This is a genomic window from Paradevosia shaoguanensis (assembly GCF_016801025.1).
In the GTDB taxonomy this organism is placed as follows: Bacteria; Pseudomonadota; Alphaproteobacteria; order Rhizobiales; family Devosiaceae; genus Paradevosia; species Paradevosia shaoguanensis.
Map to the genome: position 1 here is coordinate 1,574,201 of NZ_CP068983.1, position 15,957 is coordinate 1,590,157.

Below are 15,957 nucleotides of genomic sequence, written 5' to 3' on the forward strand. Positions count from 1 at the left end.
GACATGAAGTCAGCATACTGACTGGGAGCTAGGAGCAATAAATGAACATCATCGCAAAGTTTGCGAAGGACGAGTCGGGCGCCACTGCCATTGAATATGGCCTGATCGCCGCCCTGATCGCTGTCGCCATCATTGCCGCTGCAGGCCTGCTGGGCACCCGCCTGGGTGACCTCTTCAACGGCATCAAGGACGCCATCAACGTGCCCGCCGCTACGCCGTAAGGCAAGCTTTCGGCCACGGCCAAACGAGAGGGAGCCATTCGGCTCCCTCTTTTCATTTCAGCAAGTATTAAGCCGATCGCGGCATAGTTCGGGGACTATTCGGGGACTCGCAACGTGATCGGCAAGTTTATCGTCATTCTCTTCCCACTCCTGATGGCTTTTGCCGCCTCGTCGGACCTGCTGACGATGCGTATTTCCAACAAGCTCGTGCTGGCGATCGTGGCGGCTTTCTTCGCCGTGGCGCTGCTGACGCGGATGCCGCTGGATGAAATGGCCATGCATGTGGCCTGCGCCACTGTGGTGCTGATCGGAGCCTTTGCCTTCTTCGCCTTCGGCTGGATCGGCGGCGGCGATGCCAAGCTGGCGGCGGCGACTGCGCTCTGGCTCGGCTTCGGCGTTACTCTTCCCTATATGATCTACGCGGCGCTTCTTGGCGGCGGCCTCACGCTGCTGCTGCTCTCCGCGCGGCGCCTGCCCCTGCCCAAGTCGCTGCAACGGATCGCCTGGATCGACCGGCTGCATAACAAGAAGACCGGTATCCCCTATGGCATCGCGCTCGCCGCGGCCGGGCTCCTCGTCTATTCGGATACCGCGCTCTTCCAGCAGCTCATTGCCTGAACCGGCGCGGTAACCACCGGTTAACCCTTCCTGCAAAGCAACGATTAACCAAACTTTGACCCTTACACCCCATAGTGGCTGGTGGGGGCTCGGGCTGTTGCCCGACGCCGAAACCGGAGTTGGGTAATGAAACGGTCGCAGGTCCTGCTATTGGCAGTGGCGCTCGCCTCGGGCGGGCTGGCTGCCTACCTCGTGCTGGGTAGCGGTGGCACTCCCGCGCCTGCAGAGGCCAGGACCAAGACCGAAATCATCGCCGAGCCCAAGACGCAGATCCTGGTGGCCACGCGCGATATCGGCGTGGGCGAGCGTCTTTCCGCCGACGCCGTACAATGGCAGGATTGGCCGGAAGGCGCCGTGCGCCCGGAATATCTCACCATCGCCGCCGCCCCCAACGCCGCCGACGACATCAAGAATGCCGTGGCGCGCTTCGAATTCTTCACGGGCGAACCGATCCGCGACGCCAAGCTCGTGCGCTCCGACCAGGGCTACCTCTCGGCCGTGCTGTCGCCGGGCATGCGCGGCGTTTCGGTCACCGTGACCCCCGAATCCGGCTCGGGCGGCTTCATCGTCCCCAATGACCATGTCGATGTCGTCGTGACGCGCTCGATGGATACCGGGGAAATCTCGGAAACCATCCTTTCCAACGTCAAGGTGCTCGCCATCGGCAAGCGGCTCGGCGAGGTCGGGGCGACGGGAGGCAATCCCGATCCCAACGACCCGGCCGCCAAGACCTTCGATGCCCAGACCGTGGCCACGCTTGAGCTCGATCCGGTGCAGTCGGAAAGCCTCATCAACGCCTCCTCGACGGGCCGCCTCTCGCTCGTCCTGCGCTCGGTCGTCGATTTCGTCGCCTCGGGCGAAACCGAGACGCGCCGCAACCAGGCCATCAGCGTCATCCGCGCCGGCAGCAAGGCCAGCGTGATGGCCGGATCGGCCGCCGGTGGCGGCGAACCCGCCACGAGCGTGCAGTAGCGATCGGACCGAACATGTCGCATTTCGCCCAGAACAGGCCGCACCCCATGAAGTCCCTCAAGACCTTCGCCTTCGCCCTCCCGCTGCTTGCGGCCCTCGCCCTGACGCCGCTCGCCCAAGCCCGTGAGGTTTCCCAGCTTCGCGTTTCGGCGGCGGAATACGGCAAGACGCAGAACGTCAATGTCGGGCTCAACAAGTCGCTGCTCATCGATCTGCCGATCGAAGCGAGCGAAGTCATCGTCTCCAATCCCGGTATCGCCAGCGCCATGATGCGCACCAGGACGAGCGCGGTGATCCAGGGCGTGGGCGCCGGCTCGACCAACATCATGTTCCTCGATGCCAATGGCGGCCGCATCGCGGTGGTCGAGATCGTCGTCGGCAACGATTCCTCCTCGCTCACCTCGACCCTGGCGGCGCTCCTTCCCGGCTCCTCCATCCAGGTGCAGGCCTTCGGGCAGGGCGTCGTGCTCTCGGGCACTGCGCTTTCGCAGGACGACGTGCAGAAGGCGGTGACCATCGCCACCCAGTTCGCGGGCGATCCGGCCAAGGTGGCCAACGTCATCAATGTCAGCGGCGGCCAGCAGGTCATGCTCAAGGTCACGGTCGCCGAAGTTTCGCGCGATACGGTCAAGCAGCTCGGCATCAACCTCAACGCCACGCTCAACAGCGGCGCGCTGACCACCGGCCTCATCAATTCGCCGGGCCTTGGCGGCGCCAGCAGCACGACGCCGACCGGCACGCTGGGCGTCAAGCTCGCCGCCGGCCCGATCTCGATCGACGCCACGCTGCGCGCCCTCGAACGGCGCGGCGCGCTGCGCACGCTGGCCGAGCCGACCCTCACCGCCATTTCCGGCCAGGAAGCCGAATTCCTTGCCGGCGGCGAATTCCCGGTGCCGACCGACGTCCAGGACGGCAAGGTGACCTACACCTTCAAGAAGTTCGGCGTGCAGCTCAAGTTCACCCCGACCGTCAAGTCGAACGGCATTGTCGGCCTTGTCGTGGATACCTCAGTCTCCGAGCCGACCTCGGAAGGCAGCTATTCGATTGCCGGCGTCACCATCCCGGCCACCAAGGAGCGGCAGGCGAAGACCTCGGTCGAGCTCCCCACGGGCACGACCCTCGCCATTGGCGGCCTGATCCAGGATCAGCTGCGCCAGCAGGTCAACGCCTTCCCGGGCCTGGGCAATATCCCGATCCTGGGCGCGCTCTTCCGCTCCCGTGACTTCCTCCACTCGCAGACCGAACTGGTGATCCTCGTCACGCCCTACCTGGCGCAGGCAACGAGCAATCCGCCGCCGCTGCCGACCGACAATTACGTGGTGGCGGGCGATGCGGAGGCGGTGTTCCTCGGCCACATGGAAAAGCTCTACGGCGTCGGCGAAGGCCCGGCCGGCATGCGCGGCGGTTTCCAGGGGTCGGTTGGCTTCGTCCTCAATTGAGTCTGGCGTTCAAGGGTTAATGGCATGAGTTTCCTCAACAACGATCCCAAGCCGAGCGAGGACAATTCGGCGGCCGCCGAGATCGCCAGCGGCGCCCGGCTCATTCCGCGCATCACCATCCAGGCCTTCTGCGAGCATTCCCAGACGGCGCAGCTGGTGGAATCGGCGGTGCATGACCGGCGCATGTCCAAGGTGGCGCTGACCACCCATAACGGCGGCATCGAAGGCGCGGTCGAGACCTATCGCTCCAACCCCACGCCCAATCTCATCATCGTCGAGACCGGCGGCGGGCGCGACGAGATCATGGCCTCGCTCGAGCGGCTGGCCGAAGTCTGCGATGCCTCGACGCGCCTCATCGTGCTCGGGCACGTCAATGACGTCGTGCTCTATCGCGAGCTCATCCGCGCCGGCGTTTCCGAATATCTCGTGTTGCCGGCCAATGCGCAGTCGCTGGTCTCGGCGATCAGCGACATCTACGTGGCCGATGGCGCCGCGCCGATCGGGCGCAGCGTCGCCTTCATCGCCGCCAAGGGCGGGGCCGGGGCCTCGACCATCGCGCACAACGTTTCCTGGGCGATCTCCCAGACCTTGCGGCAGAACGTCCTCATCCTCGACATGGACCTGCCCTTCGGCACGGCCGGGCTCAACTTCAACCAGGACCCGCCCAACGGCATCGTCGATGCCCTCGCCGCCAACGACAAGGTCGACCAGACCATGCTCGACCGGCTGGTTTCCAAGGCCGCGAGCCATATCAACCTCCTGACGGCACCCGCCACGCTCGACCGCACCGCCGATTTCGCCGAGCGCGATTTCGAGCAGATCGTCGAGATGAGCCAGAAGTCGACGCCCGTCGTCATCCTCGACCTGCCCCATGTCTGGACGGCCTGGATCCGCCATACGCTGGCCACGGTCGACGAGATCGTGATCGTGGCCGAGCCGGACCTGGCGAACCTGCGCAATGCCAAGAACCTGGCCGACACCATCAAGGCGCTGCGGCCTACCGAGAGCAAGCCGAGCCTGGTGGTCAACAAGGTGGCGCTGCCCAAGCGGCCCGAGATCGGCGCGGCCGAGTTCGCCGATTCGGTCGACTGCAAGCTTCTGGGCCAGATCCCCTTCGATGCGGCGCTCTTCGGCACCGCCGCCAATAACGGGCAGATGATCGCGGAGGTCTCGGCCTCCAGCAAGATCAACGACATCTACCGGGCCATCGGCCTCCACGTCACCGGGCGCACGGCGCCCGAGGCGGCGGGGAAAGCTTCGAGCCTCAAGCTCTCGTCCCTGTTCTCCATGCGCCGGAAGGCCGGCTAGGCGGCATCCATGTTCGGGAAACGCACCACATTCGGCGGCAACACACCGGGAGCGGCACCAGCCCCGCGCCCCGCGCCCATCCCCGCCCCGACCGTCGCCGCCGCCCGCGTCGAGCAGGCGGTCCGCACGCCCGAACCGGCGCGGCGCGGCAATGACGAAATCATCGACGTGCGCAGCCCCGAGGCGGCGGCGCGCGACAAGGACTATTTCCAGACCAAGTCGGCGATCTTTAACGCGCTGATCGATTCCATCGATCTCTCCCAGCTCGCCACCATGGAGCAGGAAGCGGCGCGCGAGGAAATCCGCGACATCGTCGCCGAAATCATCGCGCTCAAGTCCATCGTCATGTCGATTTCCGAGCAGGAGGACCTGCTCGAGGACATCTGCAACGACGTGCTCGGCTATGGGCCCCTCGAGCCGCTCCTGGCGCGCGACGACATCGCCGATATCATGGTGAACGGGTCCCAGAAGTGCTACATCGAAGTGGGCGGCAAGGTGAAGCTCACCAATGTCCGCTTCCGCGACGATTCCCACCTCATGAACGTTTGCCAGCGCATCGTCAGCCAGGTCGGCCGCCGTGTCGATGAAAGCTCGCCGATCTGCGACGCCCGCCTTCCAGATGGCTCGCGCGTCAACGTCATCGCCCCGCCTCTCTCGATCGATGGCGCCGCGCTCACTATCCGTAAGTTCAAGAAGGACAAGCTGACCCTCCAGCAGCTGGTCAAATACGCCTCGATCTCGCCAGAAGGCGCCGAGGTGCTGCGCATTCTCGGCCGCGTCCGCGCCAATGTGCTGATCTCGGGTGGTACCGGCTCGGGCAAGACCACGCTCCTCAACTGCCTCACCGCCTTCATTGAGCGCGACGAGCGCGTCATCACGTGCGAAGACTCGGCCGAACTCCAGCTCCAGCAGCCGCACGTGGTCCGCCTCGAAACCCGCCCGCCCAACCTTGAGGGCGAAGGCGAGATCACCATGCGCGACCTCGTCAAGAACTGCCTGCGCATGCGTCCGGAACGCATCATCGTGGGCGAAGTGCGCGGACCGGAAGCCTTCGACCTGCTCCAGGCCATGAATACGGGCCACGACGGCTCGATGGGCACGCTCCACGCCAACAGCCCGCGCGAGGCGCTTTCGCGTCTGGAATCGATGATCACCATGGGCGGCTATTCCCTACCCAGCCGTACCATCCGCGAAATGATCACCTCCTCAATCGACGTGATCGTCCAGGCCGCGCGCCTGCGCGACGGCTCGCGCCGCATCACCCACATTTCCGAAGTGCTGGGCATGGAAGGCGACGTCATCGTCACCCAGGACATCTTCGTCTACGACATCCTGGGCGAGGATTCGAACGGCCAGCTCATCGGCCGTCACCGCTCCACCGGCATCACCAAGCCGAACTTTTCCGAACGCGCCCGCTATTTCAACGAGGAAGCCAATCTCGTGGAAGCCCTCGAGCGGTCCAATGTCGAGCAGCACGCGCTGCTCGAAACCTGAGGAGCCGCAAGGTGAACCCGCTCGTCCTCCTGATCCTGGCGGCCATATCGATCGGCACGCTCGGCTTTGCCTTCGTGCCTTCGCTCCTCAACGGCAACCGCGCCGACAAGCGCCGCAAGGCGCTGCAGGGTAATATCCAGGTCAATCGTCGCGAGGCGCATGCCGAACGGGCGCGCGCCGATCGCCGCAAGCAGGTACAGGCTGCCCTCAAGGGCCAGACCGAGGCGCTCAACGAACGCAAGAAGCGCGTACCGCTGCCGGCCCAGCTCTACCAGGCGGGCATGAAGATCAAGCCGGCCGGGTTCATCCGAAATTCGGTGATCCTGGGCGTGGCCATCTTCCTTCTCGCCCTGCTGCTGCAGGTGCCGCTGCTTTTCGCGCTCGTCTTCGGCGGGGCGAGCGGCTACCTCTTCCCCAAGATCTATGTCGGCCAGCGCCGCAAGTCGTTCCAGAACAAGTTCCTCGACGAGTTGCCCAATGCCGTGGAAGCCATCGTGCGTGGCGTCAAGTCCGGCCTGCCGCTCAACGATTCCATGCGCGTCGTCGCCAAGGAATCCAAGGAACCGCTCAAGTCCGAGTTCCAGCGCGTGCTCGACCAGCAGGCCGTGGGCAAGACCATGGCCGAGGCGATCGTGACGCTCTATGAGCGCGTGCCGGTGCCCGAGGTCAACTTCTTCATCGTCGTCATCACCGTGCAGCAGCAGGCGGGCGGCAACCTCTCGGAAGCGCTTACCAACCTCTCGCGCGTGCTGCGCAACCGCAAGAAGATGAAGGCCAAGGTCAAGGCCATGTCCTCGGAAGCCAAGGCTTCGGCCGGCATTATCGGCTCGCTGCCGTTCGTGGTTGCGATCCTCGTCAGCCTCACCAGCCCGACCTACCTGGCGCCGCTGGTCACCAGCACCATCGGCATGCTCTGGCTCGGCGTCGCCGCGGCCATGCTCTCGATGGGCGTCTTCGTCATGTACCGCATGGTCCAGTTCGAGTTCTGAGCATGGACACCATCATCCGGCTACTCACCGACCGCAACTTCCTCATCGCAGCGCTCGCCGCCATCTCGGCGGCGGCCGTCGTCTTTACCTTCGGCTCCCAGTTCATCGGTCGCACGGGCATGAAGGAGCGCATCAAGCGCGTCGCGCTCGAACGCGAAAAGATGCGCGCCGAGGAAATGGCCCGCCTGCGCGGCAACAGCGATAGCGGCCGGCAGAGCATGCGCAGCGAAGGCAGCAAGGATTACATGAAGCGGGTGGTCGACCGCTTCTCGCTGCACAAGGCGTTCGTGGACGAAAACACCGCCGGCGCGCTGGCCCGGGCCGGCTATCGAGGCCAGGGACACCTGACAACCTATGTCTTCATGCGCTTCGTCACGCCCTTCATCCTCCTCGTCCTGGCCTTCGCCTACCTGACGCTGGTCATGAAGGACAATCCGCTCTATTTCAACGCGGCCATTGCCGTGGGCATCGGCATTATCGGCTCCTACCTGCCGGTGCTGATGCTCAAGAACACGACCACCAAGCGGCAGACCTCGATCCGCCGTGCCTGGCCGGATTGCCTCGATCTCATGCTGCTCTGCGTTGAATCGGGCATGTCGGTGGAGCACGCCTTCAAGCGCGTGGCCAAGGAAATCGGCCAGCAGAGCGTCGAGCTCGCCGAAGAGCTGACCCTCACCACCGCCGAACTCTCCTTCCTCGAAGATCGCGGCCGCGCCTATGAAAACCTGGGCAAGCGGACCGGCATCGACGGCGTCCGTTCGGTGATGACCGCCCTGATCCAGGCCGACCGCTACGGCACCTCCGTGGGTCAGGCCCTGCGCGTGATGGCCGAGGAAGGCCGCGAGCTGCGCATGAACGAGGCCGAAAAGAAGGCCGCAGCCCTGCCGCCCAAGCTCACCGTGCCGCTCATCCTCTTCTTCCTGCCGGTGCTCTTCATCGTCATCATCGCCCCCGCGATGATCAAGGTGTTCGCCACTGTCTGACCCGCGTCACGCAGCGCGGAAACATAGGGTTCGTACTCAATAAGTCCCGGCGCCCCAGAGCGCTATCTCCTCATCCGACAGATTCCAACGGAAGCGCTGTCCGTCTGCCGCGCCCCACCCACTGAACTTCCCCGGCCGCAGAGCCGGGGCCCACGGATTCCTCCACTCGAGTGGAGAATGGCAATGGGCCCCGGATCAAGTCCGGGGAAGTCCGGTGGAGGGGCGGCCATCGCAACCTCATCTACCGGTGCAATTGAGTACGGACCCTAGGGGTTGCCTTGACCCCACAGCCACTTTTCCGGCGAAAGCCGGGCCATGGATGCCGCGCGGCGACACAGTCAGCGCTTGCGCGCCAAACTTCCCCCCCTCGCCCGACACGGGATTACACTGGTGGTTCGACAGCTCCCGCGCACACCGGTTGCCCGGCCACCAGCAAGGAGAGGGACCCCGAAAAAGATTGGCAAGGATGCCCGTCTTTCCCGCGAAAACTCGCGCGGAATCACCAAACAATGCCCGAAATTGAGTCAAAATTTAACGATTTGCCGACCCGCTGGCCTGAATACTGCTTACGTATCAAATAGTTAGCTCAAGGCCGCGTGCCAAAAACACCCAAAAAACCGCAAAACGTCCGTGAAACATTTCACGAGGCCGGTCGGATCGCCGCTGGTAACCCAGAGCCGTCGCCTATCCCCGCTCGCCGGCCGGCCTCCACCGGTCGACTTATCCACGGGGTGGGCCGGCCGGGCAGAGCCCGACCGGCTGAGGTCATCAATCGCGACCGAACAGCCCGCGCCAGACGAGGGCGCCGAGCGCGCCGCCGATGAGCGGAGCGACCCAGAAGAGCCAGAGCTGGCCCGACGCGCCGTTCTGGGCGAAGAAGGCCACGGCGGTCGAGCGTGCCGGATTGACCGAGGTATTGGTCACCGGGATCGAGATCAGGTGGATGAGCGTCAGCGCCAGGCCGATGGCGATGCCGGCAAAGCCGGCCGGTGCCGCCGGGCTGGTCGCGCCCAGGATCACGATGACGAACATGCCCGTCAGCACGATCTCGATGACCAGCGCCGCCACCATGGTGTAGCCGCCCGGCGAGTTCGCGTCGAACCCGTTGGAGGCGAAGCCGCCGACGCCGGTAAAGCCGGCGACGTTGGAGGCCACGACATAAAGCACGAGCGCCGCCAGCAGCCCGCCCACGACCTGGGCGACCCAATAGGGAATGACGTCACCCCAGGAGAAGCGCCCCGCCACGGCCAGCCCGAGCGTTACCGCCGGGTTGAAATGGCCGCCCGAGATCGGGCCCAGCGCATAGACGCCGGTGAGCACGGTCAGGCCAAAGGCCAGCGCCACGCCGAGGAAGCCGATACCGAATTGCGGGAAGGTCGCGGAAATAACGGCGGCGCCGCAACCACCGAGAACCAGCCAGAACGTGCCGAGAAGTTCGGCGCCCAGACGCCGTGTAGAAAAACGCGAAGTCGAATCAGTTGCCATGGAAGTCCCCCATTCTGCAAAACGCGCCTGAATCTAGCAGTGCGCGCCTTGGCGAGAAGGCGGTGGCAAATGTTGTCCGCTGTTTTCTACTTGGCAGGCCGCGAGAATAACCTCAGCGCAGCCCCGTCTCCTTGAGCAGGCCCATGCGCTTGGCGTCGTAGTAATAGCCGCTGGCGTAAAAGCGGACCGCCTGGTCGGGATTGCCGCGGGCGACCAAGTAAGCGCCGCGCAGATACTTGACCGCATATTTGAGGTTGGTCTCGGCATCGAGCAGGCCATTGGCCGAGCCCGAATAGCCCATGGTCTGGGCCGTCTGGTGTCGGATCTGCATCAGCCCGTAGTAGGGGCCGTTGCGCGCCTGCGGGTTATACTTGCTCTCGCGCACGATCACCCGGCGTACCAGGGCCTCGGGCACCTGGTAATAGGTGGCGTATTGGGCGATGAGCCCGTCGAGCCGCGGATTGCCGGGCGCCGAATAGGCCAGGGCATCGGCCGCCGGCGTCGGATCGGCAATGGCCACGCTCGCCGCTACAGCTTCGGAGGTCGCCGCGACCTTGCTGGTCTCCTCGAGCGCACTCGTCGTGCCCGCGCCGCTATGCGCGAACTTGATGCCCGTCATCGAGCATCCGGAAACAAGCAGGGCAGCCGCTGCTGCGAGCGGGATGAAGCGCAGGCGAGAGTGCAAAGGCGGAGCGTCCTCAACAGTTCCAAGTGTAACGCCACTATGGTTCAAAAGCGGCGCCTTGATGGCAATGGATCGGTCTCTGCCACATTTGACTGAAAATGGCCAGTACGGCGCGATTGACTGGGTCGGCGCGGCCGAACTACTCTCGTGCCAAGGCCGATACAGCCTGCCGCTTGCGCCATTACCGGCATGGTGAACCGTATCAAGAAAACTCCCCCTCGATCCTTTCGCGTTCGCGAACGAGTCGGCAATGCAAGCACTGACGAAACCGTTCGCGACACGAAGGATGCTTCATGCGCACCTATCTTCAAGCCAAGGCCATGGCGCGGTCATTGCGGACCGGCCTCGAAAAGCGCCTGTCGGTCGCCATCTCCCACAGCGAGGCGCTCGAGCTGGTCGCCGGCCAGTTCGAATTCGACGACTGGAACGCTCTCTCCGCCCGGATCGAAGCCGCGCCGCCCCCGCAGTCGGGGTCCAGCCAGCCGGCCTTCGAGCCCGCCATCCCCATCATCCGGATCTTCTCGGTCGAGAAGGCCTATGAGTTCTACCGCGACTATCTCGGCATGAATGTCGACTGGGAGCATCGGTACGAGCCCGGCTTGCCGCTCTACGCCCAGGTGTCGCGTGCCGGCTTGGTCCTCCACCTCTCCGAGCACCACGGCGACGCCACGCCCGGCTCCACCGTCTTCATCTGGATGAAGAACCTCCTCGCCTTTCACGCCGAACTGCGCAGCAAGACCTATCCGCTCCGGCCCGGCATCGATCAGGGGCCGGGCGAGACCGACAAAGGCTTCGAGATTCCCGATCCCTTCGGCAACCGGCTCCGCTTCCACGAGCGGGGCAGCACTTCCTGAGCCGGGGTGTTGCCGGCGGCCCGTCTCTGCTAAGACGCGGGCCATGACGCAGGAGCTGCCCAACCAATATATCTACACGCCCCCCATGGAGCCGTATCTGACGGTGATCCATGAGGACGAGGACATCATCGTCCTCGACAAGCCCTCGGGCCTGCTTTCCGTTCCGGGCAAGCCCGAAGAGCTCAAGGATTGCCTCGAGAGCCGCGCCCGCGAGCGTTACCCCACGGCCTCGACCATCCACCGGCTCGACAAGGACACCTCGGGCGTCGTGGTGATGGCCCTCAACAAATGGGCACACGGCCGCATCGGCATCCAGTTCGAGAAGCGGCAGACCGAAAAGTTCTACGAAGCGCGCCTCTGGGGCCTGCTTGAAGAAGACCGTGGGCGCGTCGACCTGCCGCTCGCCACCGACTGGGAGCGCAAGCCGCGCCAGCGCGTCGATTTCGAAAACGGCCGCCCCTCGCAGACGGATTGGGAAGTCCTTTCGCGCGAAGGCAACATCACCCGCGTCAAGCTGATGCCGATCACCGGCCGCACGCACCAGTTGCGCGTCCACATGCTCAGCCTGGGGCATCCGATCGTCGGCGATCCCTTCTACGCCCCCGAGGAAGCCCTCGCCGCCGCCGACCGCCTCCAGCTCCACGCAGAAATGCTCGGCTTCACCCATCCGCGCTCGGGCGCCCGGATGGAATTCGTCATCCCCTGCCCCTTCTGATCACGCATCCCCCGAAAACCGGATGCGACCAGTTGCCGAACGCAATCGCATTCTATAGTTTGCGCCCAATTCAGCCGCTCCCCGCGGCATCCAGATGCACCCGTAGCTCAGCTGGATAGAGCGCTGCCCTCCGAAGGCGGTAGTCAAGTCCGGCGAAGGCTGAAGGTGTTGGAAAAAGGTACTGATTTAACAATGGCTTGGGCGAATATCGGGTTTGCTCTTCAAGAAGCCAAAAAACTCGCGTAAGCATGACGTAAGCACCTCGCGAACGGTATGCACCCGTAGCTCAGCTGGATAGAGCGCCGCCCTCCGAAGGCGGAGGCCAGAGGTTCGAATCCTCTCGGGTGCGCCATTTTCTCCATAAAAATCAAAGTATTACCGGATCTCTCTTTTTAAGAGATGCTGCTTACGCGGCGAATCCACGTAAGCAGGGACACTCATTTATCTTTCTATAACAATATCTTGTGCCTGATTCTGCTCTACCTTCATCTCAGGCGAGCACCTCGGCAGCCATTGTGTTCGCGATTACGGCTGCACGCCTTTGTAAGCCAGACCAGTAGCCACCAGTGGGTCTTGTGAGGCTCCACGCTCGGACAGAGGCCAGATATGGGGAAAGCCTTCCCCCTGGTCGGCACTGGCGTTGCCGACGCACCCCCATCAGCGGGGAGACCCCGCAACGCCCCCTTGAGAGTGAGAGTGCGGACGGGTTTTCCGTGACGGGTTGAGGGCTGGAAGAGAGGCTTCCGGCGCCCGTCGCGGAGATCATCCCGATGGCCAGACACGATTGCAGCCCCGCTGACGGTGGCGCGCGCAGCAGCCTTTACGACGACATCACCAGCAAGATCATCGCCGAGTTGGAGCAAGGGCGTCTGCCCTGGGTCCAGCCTTGGGGTGCATCGCCCGATACCGCCCCGCTGGGCCTGCCGAGAAATGCGTCAACCGGCCGGTCCTATTCCGGCATCAATATCCTGATCCTCTGGGGCGCTGTCATCCAGCATGGTTACCCTGGTCAATCGTGGCTGACTTTCCGCCAGGCGCTTTCGCTCGGCGGAAATGTCAGGAAGGGCGAGCGCGGCACCACTGTCGTTTATGCCGACCGTTTCACCCCCGAGGACGAAAAGCGCCGTGCCCGCGAGACCGGTGAGGATGCGCATGCCATTCCGTTCCTGAAGCGGTTCACGGTCTTCAATGCCGCGCAATGCGATGGCCTGCCCGATGAGATCACGGCAGTCACGCCGCCACCGCCGCCGGGCCTGATAGAGCCTCGGGTCGAGGCGCTAATCCGGGCCACCGGCATCGACTTCCGTATCGGTGGTAATCGCGCCTTCTATATGCCGTCCCTCGACTATGTGCAGGTGCCGCCTCCGCAAGCCTATTTCGAGCCGATCAACTGGCACCGGACGGCCCTGCACGAGCTAGGGCACGCCAGCGGCCATCACAGCCGTCTCAACCGCGATCTGACCGGCTCGTTCGGCTCGAAGAAATACGCTTTCGAGGAGATGATTGCCGAACAGGCTGCAGCTTTCAGTTGCGCCGCGCTCGGGATCGTGCCGACCGTCCGCCATGCCGATTATATCGGGTCGTGGTTGGAGGTCATGCGCGAGGATTCCCGCGCCATTGTCCGCGCGGCCTCGCAGGCCAGCAAGGCGGCGGACTGGCTGCTGTCGTATCTGCCTGCCGAGGACACCGGGGAGCCGGATGCGAGCGAAACCGACCGGAGGGCTGCGGCATGATCCTCCTGACCGGCGCACAGCGAGACCGTCTGCTGGCGAATGGTCGCCAGCGCGATCAGGATCACATCCCGGTCGTGAAGTTCTTCAATCCCATCGGTGAAGGCGTCTGGCTCGCTACCGAACTGGATGAGGATGACGACATCATGTTCGGCCTGGCGGATCTCGGCCATCCCGAACTGGGTTCGTGGAGCCTTGGCGAGATGCAGTCAGTCCGGCTGCCCTTCGGCATGGGCATCGAGCGCGATCTGCTGTTTACCGGCGATTTCCCGATCTCGGTCTGGGCCGAGGCCGCCCGCGAGACTGGCAGCATCCGCGCCGCCGAGCGTCTGCTCTACCGCGTCGGCGCGAGCTTTGTCCTATGCAGATGCCACCGCCTTCGCCGCCAGCCTTGCCGCCACGCTGATGGTTTCGATCGTTGTGTTCCAGGCTGGAGACGGCACCCACGCCGCTTGCCCCGCCGCCGAGTTCGACGGCGACGACGACATGGTGAAGCTGGAGCTGGACCCGTGGGAGTAAGGCGCGAAAGCGCCTCATCCTCGACGGCCCGAACGCGGCAGCCCGCGCTTCGGGCCTTCAGCTTTGCGATGGTTGCCCATCGCCAGCAGCGGAACCGGGGCGCGCCCCGGTCAGAGAGGAAGAGTGCGGGCCGTTCGGCAGTGACGGGTTGAGGGTCGGAGAGAGAGGCTCACCGGCGCCCGTCATGGAGTCATCCCGATGACCTTTGCCCGTTCCGAAACCTTCCGTTCTATCGGTCATATTCTGGCTGCCGATGTTCTGCCCGCGCTTTATCGGTCGCAAAAGCTGCCGCTGCGCATCTCGTGCCTCGGCGTCGCCAGCTATGACGCCAGTGACGCGGCGAGCACTTTCGACCGCATGATCCCGCTTGGCGAATGCCCGTCACCGGAAGAGGCCATACAGGCCGCAGCCTTGCGCTTGTCGCGCGGAGATATTTGTACGGGGCCGGACAGCTTCCCGTATTTTCAGCCGCACATCATGCTCATTCAGGACCGAGATCAGCGCCTCGTCCTCGCCGGTGAAATCCGCGCCGGCATTATCCTCTGGCAACAGCCAGTCGCATCCGATGCCGAGGCAAGCAGGATTGTGACCGAGGCCAGTAGCCTGCGCGGCACGGCGTTTCGGACATCAGATCCCGCCGAGGCGAGACGATTGCGTTACCGCGCCGCTGCGCTGGAAGCCCGGTTGGTCGATCCCAGCTGGCGCGAAGCCGCAGCCGATCTGCTCCGTCTGCCGCAGGCCGCCTGAGCTTCACCCATTCCGTTCTATTCGGCTCGGCCATACGCCGGGCCATGTCATGTCCGGAGACTGTCATGGCCGACTATTACACGCACTTTTCCTGCCTGCTCGAAGTGGGCACCCCCGAAAACGCCGCTCGCGCACTCGATCTCTACAACGCTCTGGCTGCTGAAAATGCTGCCGAAGACCCGCCCTCGGACGGCTTCCTGCTATCGATCCAGCCCGAACATGGCGGCACGCAGCTCTGGATGCGCGATGACGTCACCGGCGATCCCGAGCATGTCATCCAGTTCGTCAAGCGATGCGCCGCCGAGTTCAGCCTGAGCGGATTATGGGGTTTCCAGTACGCAAATAGCTGCTCGAAGCCACGCATCGACGGGTTCGGCGGCGGGGCGCATGTCCTCGATCTCGCCACCGGCGAGACTGTGGACTGGATCTATACCGATGGATGGCTTTCGACGGTGCTGGAGGGAGGCGATCCCTATGCCTGAGATCATCGAAACAACCGTCTATCGCCTCAACGAATTGTCCGATGCGGCGAAGGACAAGGCCCGTTCCTGGTATCGTGAGGGAGGCTTCGACTATGACTGGTACGATGCCGTCTATGAGGATTTCCAGCGCATCGCGGAAATCCTCGGCGTCGATTTCAAAACGCGCACCGTCCGCCTGATGGGCGGGGGTAGCCGTCAGGAACCGTGCATCTGGTTCCGGGGCTTCTGGTCGCAAGGGGACGGCGCCTGTTGGGAGGGCAGATACAGCTACGGCAAGAACGCATCGGCCGAGATCAGGACTTATGCGCCCAAGGACACCGAACTGCACCGCATCGCCGATGCCCTTCAGGCGATCCAGCGCCGCAACTTCTATCAGCTTCGCGCCGATGCCAGCCATCGCGGCCATTATTATCACGAATACTGCATGTCGATCTCGGTCGAGCGAGACAGCTCGACCTGGCAGGATATGACCGCCGATGCCGAGGAGACCCTCATCGAGGCGTTGCGCGATCTGGCCCGCTGGCTCTACCGCCAGCTTGAGCGCGAATATGATTATCTGTCCTCGGACCAAGCGGTCGATGAAACCATCGCCGCCAATGAATACACGTTCACCGAAGCCGGTCGCCGCTTCGGATGATCCCGAGAAGACACTGACAAGCGCCCCGCCGTCCGGTCGGGGCGCTTTTTTCATGATGCGCTTCGAGAGTCAGAGGTGG

15 protein-coding genes, 1 tRNA gene and 2 pseudogenes are annotated in these 15,957 nt (G+C 64.0%); 16 read left to right on the top strand and 2 right to left on the bottom strand.

The window, feature by feature from the left end; genetic code table 11:
• Positions 1 to 41 precede the first annotated feature (41 nt).
• The 8 genes from JNE37_RS07390 (at position 42) to JNE37_RS07425 (ending at position 8,024) form a co-directional block, all read left to right on the top strand.
• Positions 42 to 221: a Flp family type IVb pilin gene (locus JNE37_RS07390; protein WP_035029590.1), complete on the top strand. Its 180-nt coding sequence runs from the start codon at positions 42 to 44 to the stop codon at positions 219 to 221.
• A 153-nt stretch (positions 222 to 374) separates the two neighbouring features.
• Positions 375 to 839, top strand: coding sequence for an A24 family peptidase (locus JNE37_RS07395; RefSeq protein WP_203066346.1), 465 nt, complete (start codon positions 375 to 377; stop codon positions 837 to 839).
• 126 nt (positions 840 to 965) lie between these two features.
• On the top strand, positions 966 to 1,811 hold the full coding sequence (gene cpaB / locus JNE37_RS07400) for a Flp pilus assembly protein CpaB (RefSeq protein ID WP_081840395.1): 846 nt from the start codon (positions 966 to 968) through the stop codon (positions 1,809 to 1,811).
• Positions 1,812 to 1,858: 47 nt separating this feature from the next.
• The gene (locus tag JNE37_RS07405; RefSeq protein WP_052152353.1) at positions 1,859 to 3,250 is read left to right on the top strand and encodes a type II and III secretion system protein family protein; all 1,392 of its coding nucleotides are present in this window, start codon (positions 1,859 to 1,861) and stop codon (positions 3,248 to 3,250) included.
• A 24-nt stretch (positions 3,251 to 3,274) separates the two neighbouring features.
• Entirely contained in the window at positions 3,275 to 4,558 is a 1,284-nt protein-coding gene (locus tag JNE37_RS07410; RefSeq protein ID WP_035092676.1) for a CpaE/TadZ family protein, read from the top strand.
• A 9-nt stretch (positions 4,559 to 4,567) separates the two neighbouring features.
• Positions 4,568 to 6,052, top strand: coding sequence for a TadA family conjugal transfer-associated ATPase (locus JNE37_RS07415; RefSeq protein WP_203065812.1), 1,485 nt, complete (start codon positions 4,568 to 4,570; stop codon positions 6,050 to 6,052).
• A gap of 11 nt (positions 6,053 to 6,063) precedes the next feature.
• Positions 6,064 to 7,041: a type II secretion system F family protein gene (locus JNE37_RS07420; RefSeq protein WP_203065813.1), complete on the top strand. Its 978-nt coding sequence runs from the start codon at positions 6,064 to 6,066 to the stop codon at positions 7,039 to 7,041.
• A gap of 2 nt (positions 7,042 to 7,043) precedes the next feature.
• A complete protein-coding gene (locus JNE37_RS07425; protein WP_203065814.1) occupies positions 7,044 to 8,024 on the top strand; it encodes a type II secretion system F family protein in 981 nt (326 codons plus the stop codon).
• Between the two features lie 768 nt (positions 8,025 to 8,792).
• Here JNE37_RS07425 and aqpZ read toward each other — a convergent pair.
• Together aqpZ and JNE37_RS07435 are read right to left on the bottom strand one after the other, a co-directional pair.
• Positions 8,793 to 9,509, bottom strand: a complete 717-nt coding sequence (gene aqpZ / locus JNE37_RS07430; RefSeq protein ID WP_052015012.1) for an aquaporin Z — start codon at positions 9,507 to 9,509, stop codon at positions 8,793 to 8,795.
• A gap of 112 nt (positions 9,510 to 9,621) precedes the next feature.
• Positions 9,622 to 10,044, bottom strand: a pseudogene (locus JNE37_RS07435) (transglycosylase SLT domain-containing protein); the annotation flags it as partial.
• Positions 10,045 to 10,487: 443 nt separating this feature from the next.
• On the opposite strand from JNE37_RS07435, the gene JNE37_RS07440 reads away from it, so the two are divergent.
• The 8 genes and pseudogenes from JNE37_RS07440 to JNE37_RS07475 all read left to right on the top strand — a co-directional run bounded on the left by JNE37_RS07440 (position 10,488) and on the right by JNE37_RS07475 (position 15,878).
• A complete protein-coding gene (locus tag JNE37_RS07440) occupies positions 10,488 to 11,048 on the top strand; it encodes a glyoxalase superfamily protein (protein WP_203065815.1) in 561 nt (186 codons plus the stop codon).
• Positions 11,049 to 11,091: 43 nt separating this feature from the next.
• Positions 11,092 to 11,763 (top strand): RluA family pseudouridine synthase, encoded by a 672-nt coding sequence (locus JNE37_RS07445; RefSeq protein ID WP_203065816.1) that lies wholly within the window; start codon positions 11,092 to 11,094, stop codon positions 11,761 to 11,763.
• 275 nt (positions 11,764 to 12,038) lie between these two features.
• Positions 12,039 to 12,115 (top strand) — tRNA-Arg (locus JNE37_RS07450).
• A 418-nt stretch (positions 12,116 to 12,533) separates the two neighbouring features.
• Positions 12,534 to 13,496 (top strand): ArdC family protein, encoded by a 963-nt coding sequence (locus tag JNE37_RS07455; protein ID WP_203065817.1) that lies wholly within the window; start codon positions 12,534 to 12,536, stop codon positions 13,494 to 13,496.
• Positions 13,493 to 13,849, top strand: a pseudogene (locus JNE37_RS07460) (DUF2958 domain-containing protein); the annotation flags it as partial. The gene JNE37_RS07455 and the pseudogene JNE37_RS07460, both read left to right, overlap by 4 nt.
• Before the next feature lie 361 nt (positions 13,850 to 14,210).
• Positions 14,211 to 14,759 carry a hypothetical protein gene (locus tag JNE37_RS07465; protein ID WP_203065818.1) on the top strand — a complete coding sequence of 183 codons (549 nt, stop codon included), beginning with the start codon at positions 14,211 to 14,213 and terminating at the stop codon, positions 14,757 to 14,759.
• 65 nt (positions 14,760 to 14,824) lie between these two features.
• Positions 14,825 to 15,241, top strand: coding sequence for a hypothetical protein (locus JNE37_RS07470; protein WP_203065819.1), 417 nt, complete (start codon positions 14,825 to 14,827; stop codon positions 15,239 to 15,241).
• Positions 15,234 to 15,878, top strand: coding sequence for an antitoxin of toxin-antitoxin stability system (locus tag JNE37_RS07475; protein WP_203065820.1), 645 nt, complete (start codon positions 15,234 to 15,236; stop codon positions 15,876 to 15,878). The genes JNE37_RS07470 and JNE37_RS07475 overlap by 8 nt, the downstream gene beginning before the upstream one ends.
• The last annotated feature ends 79 nt before the right edge of the window (positions 15,879 to 15,957 follow it).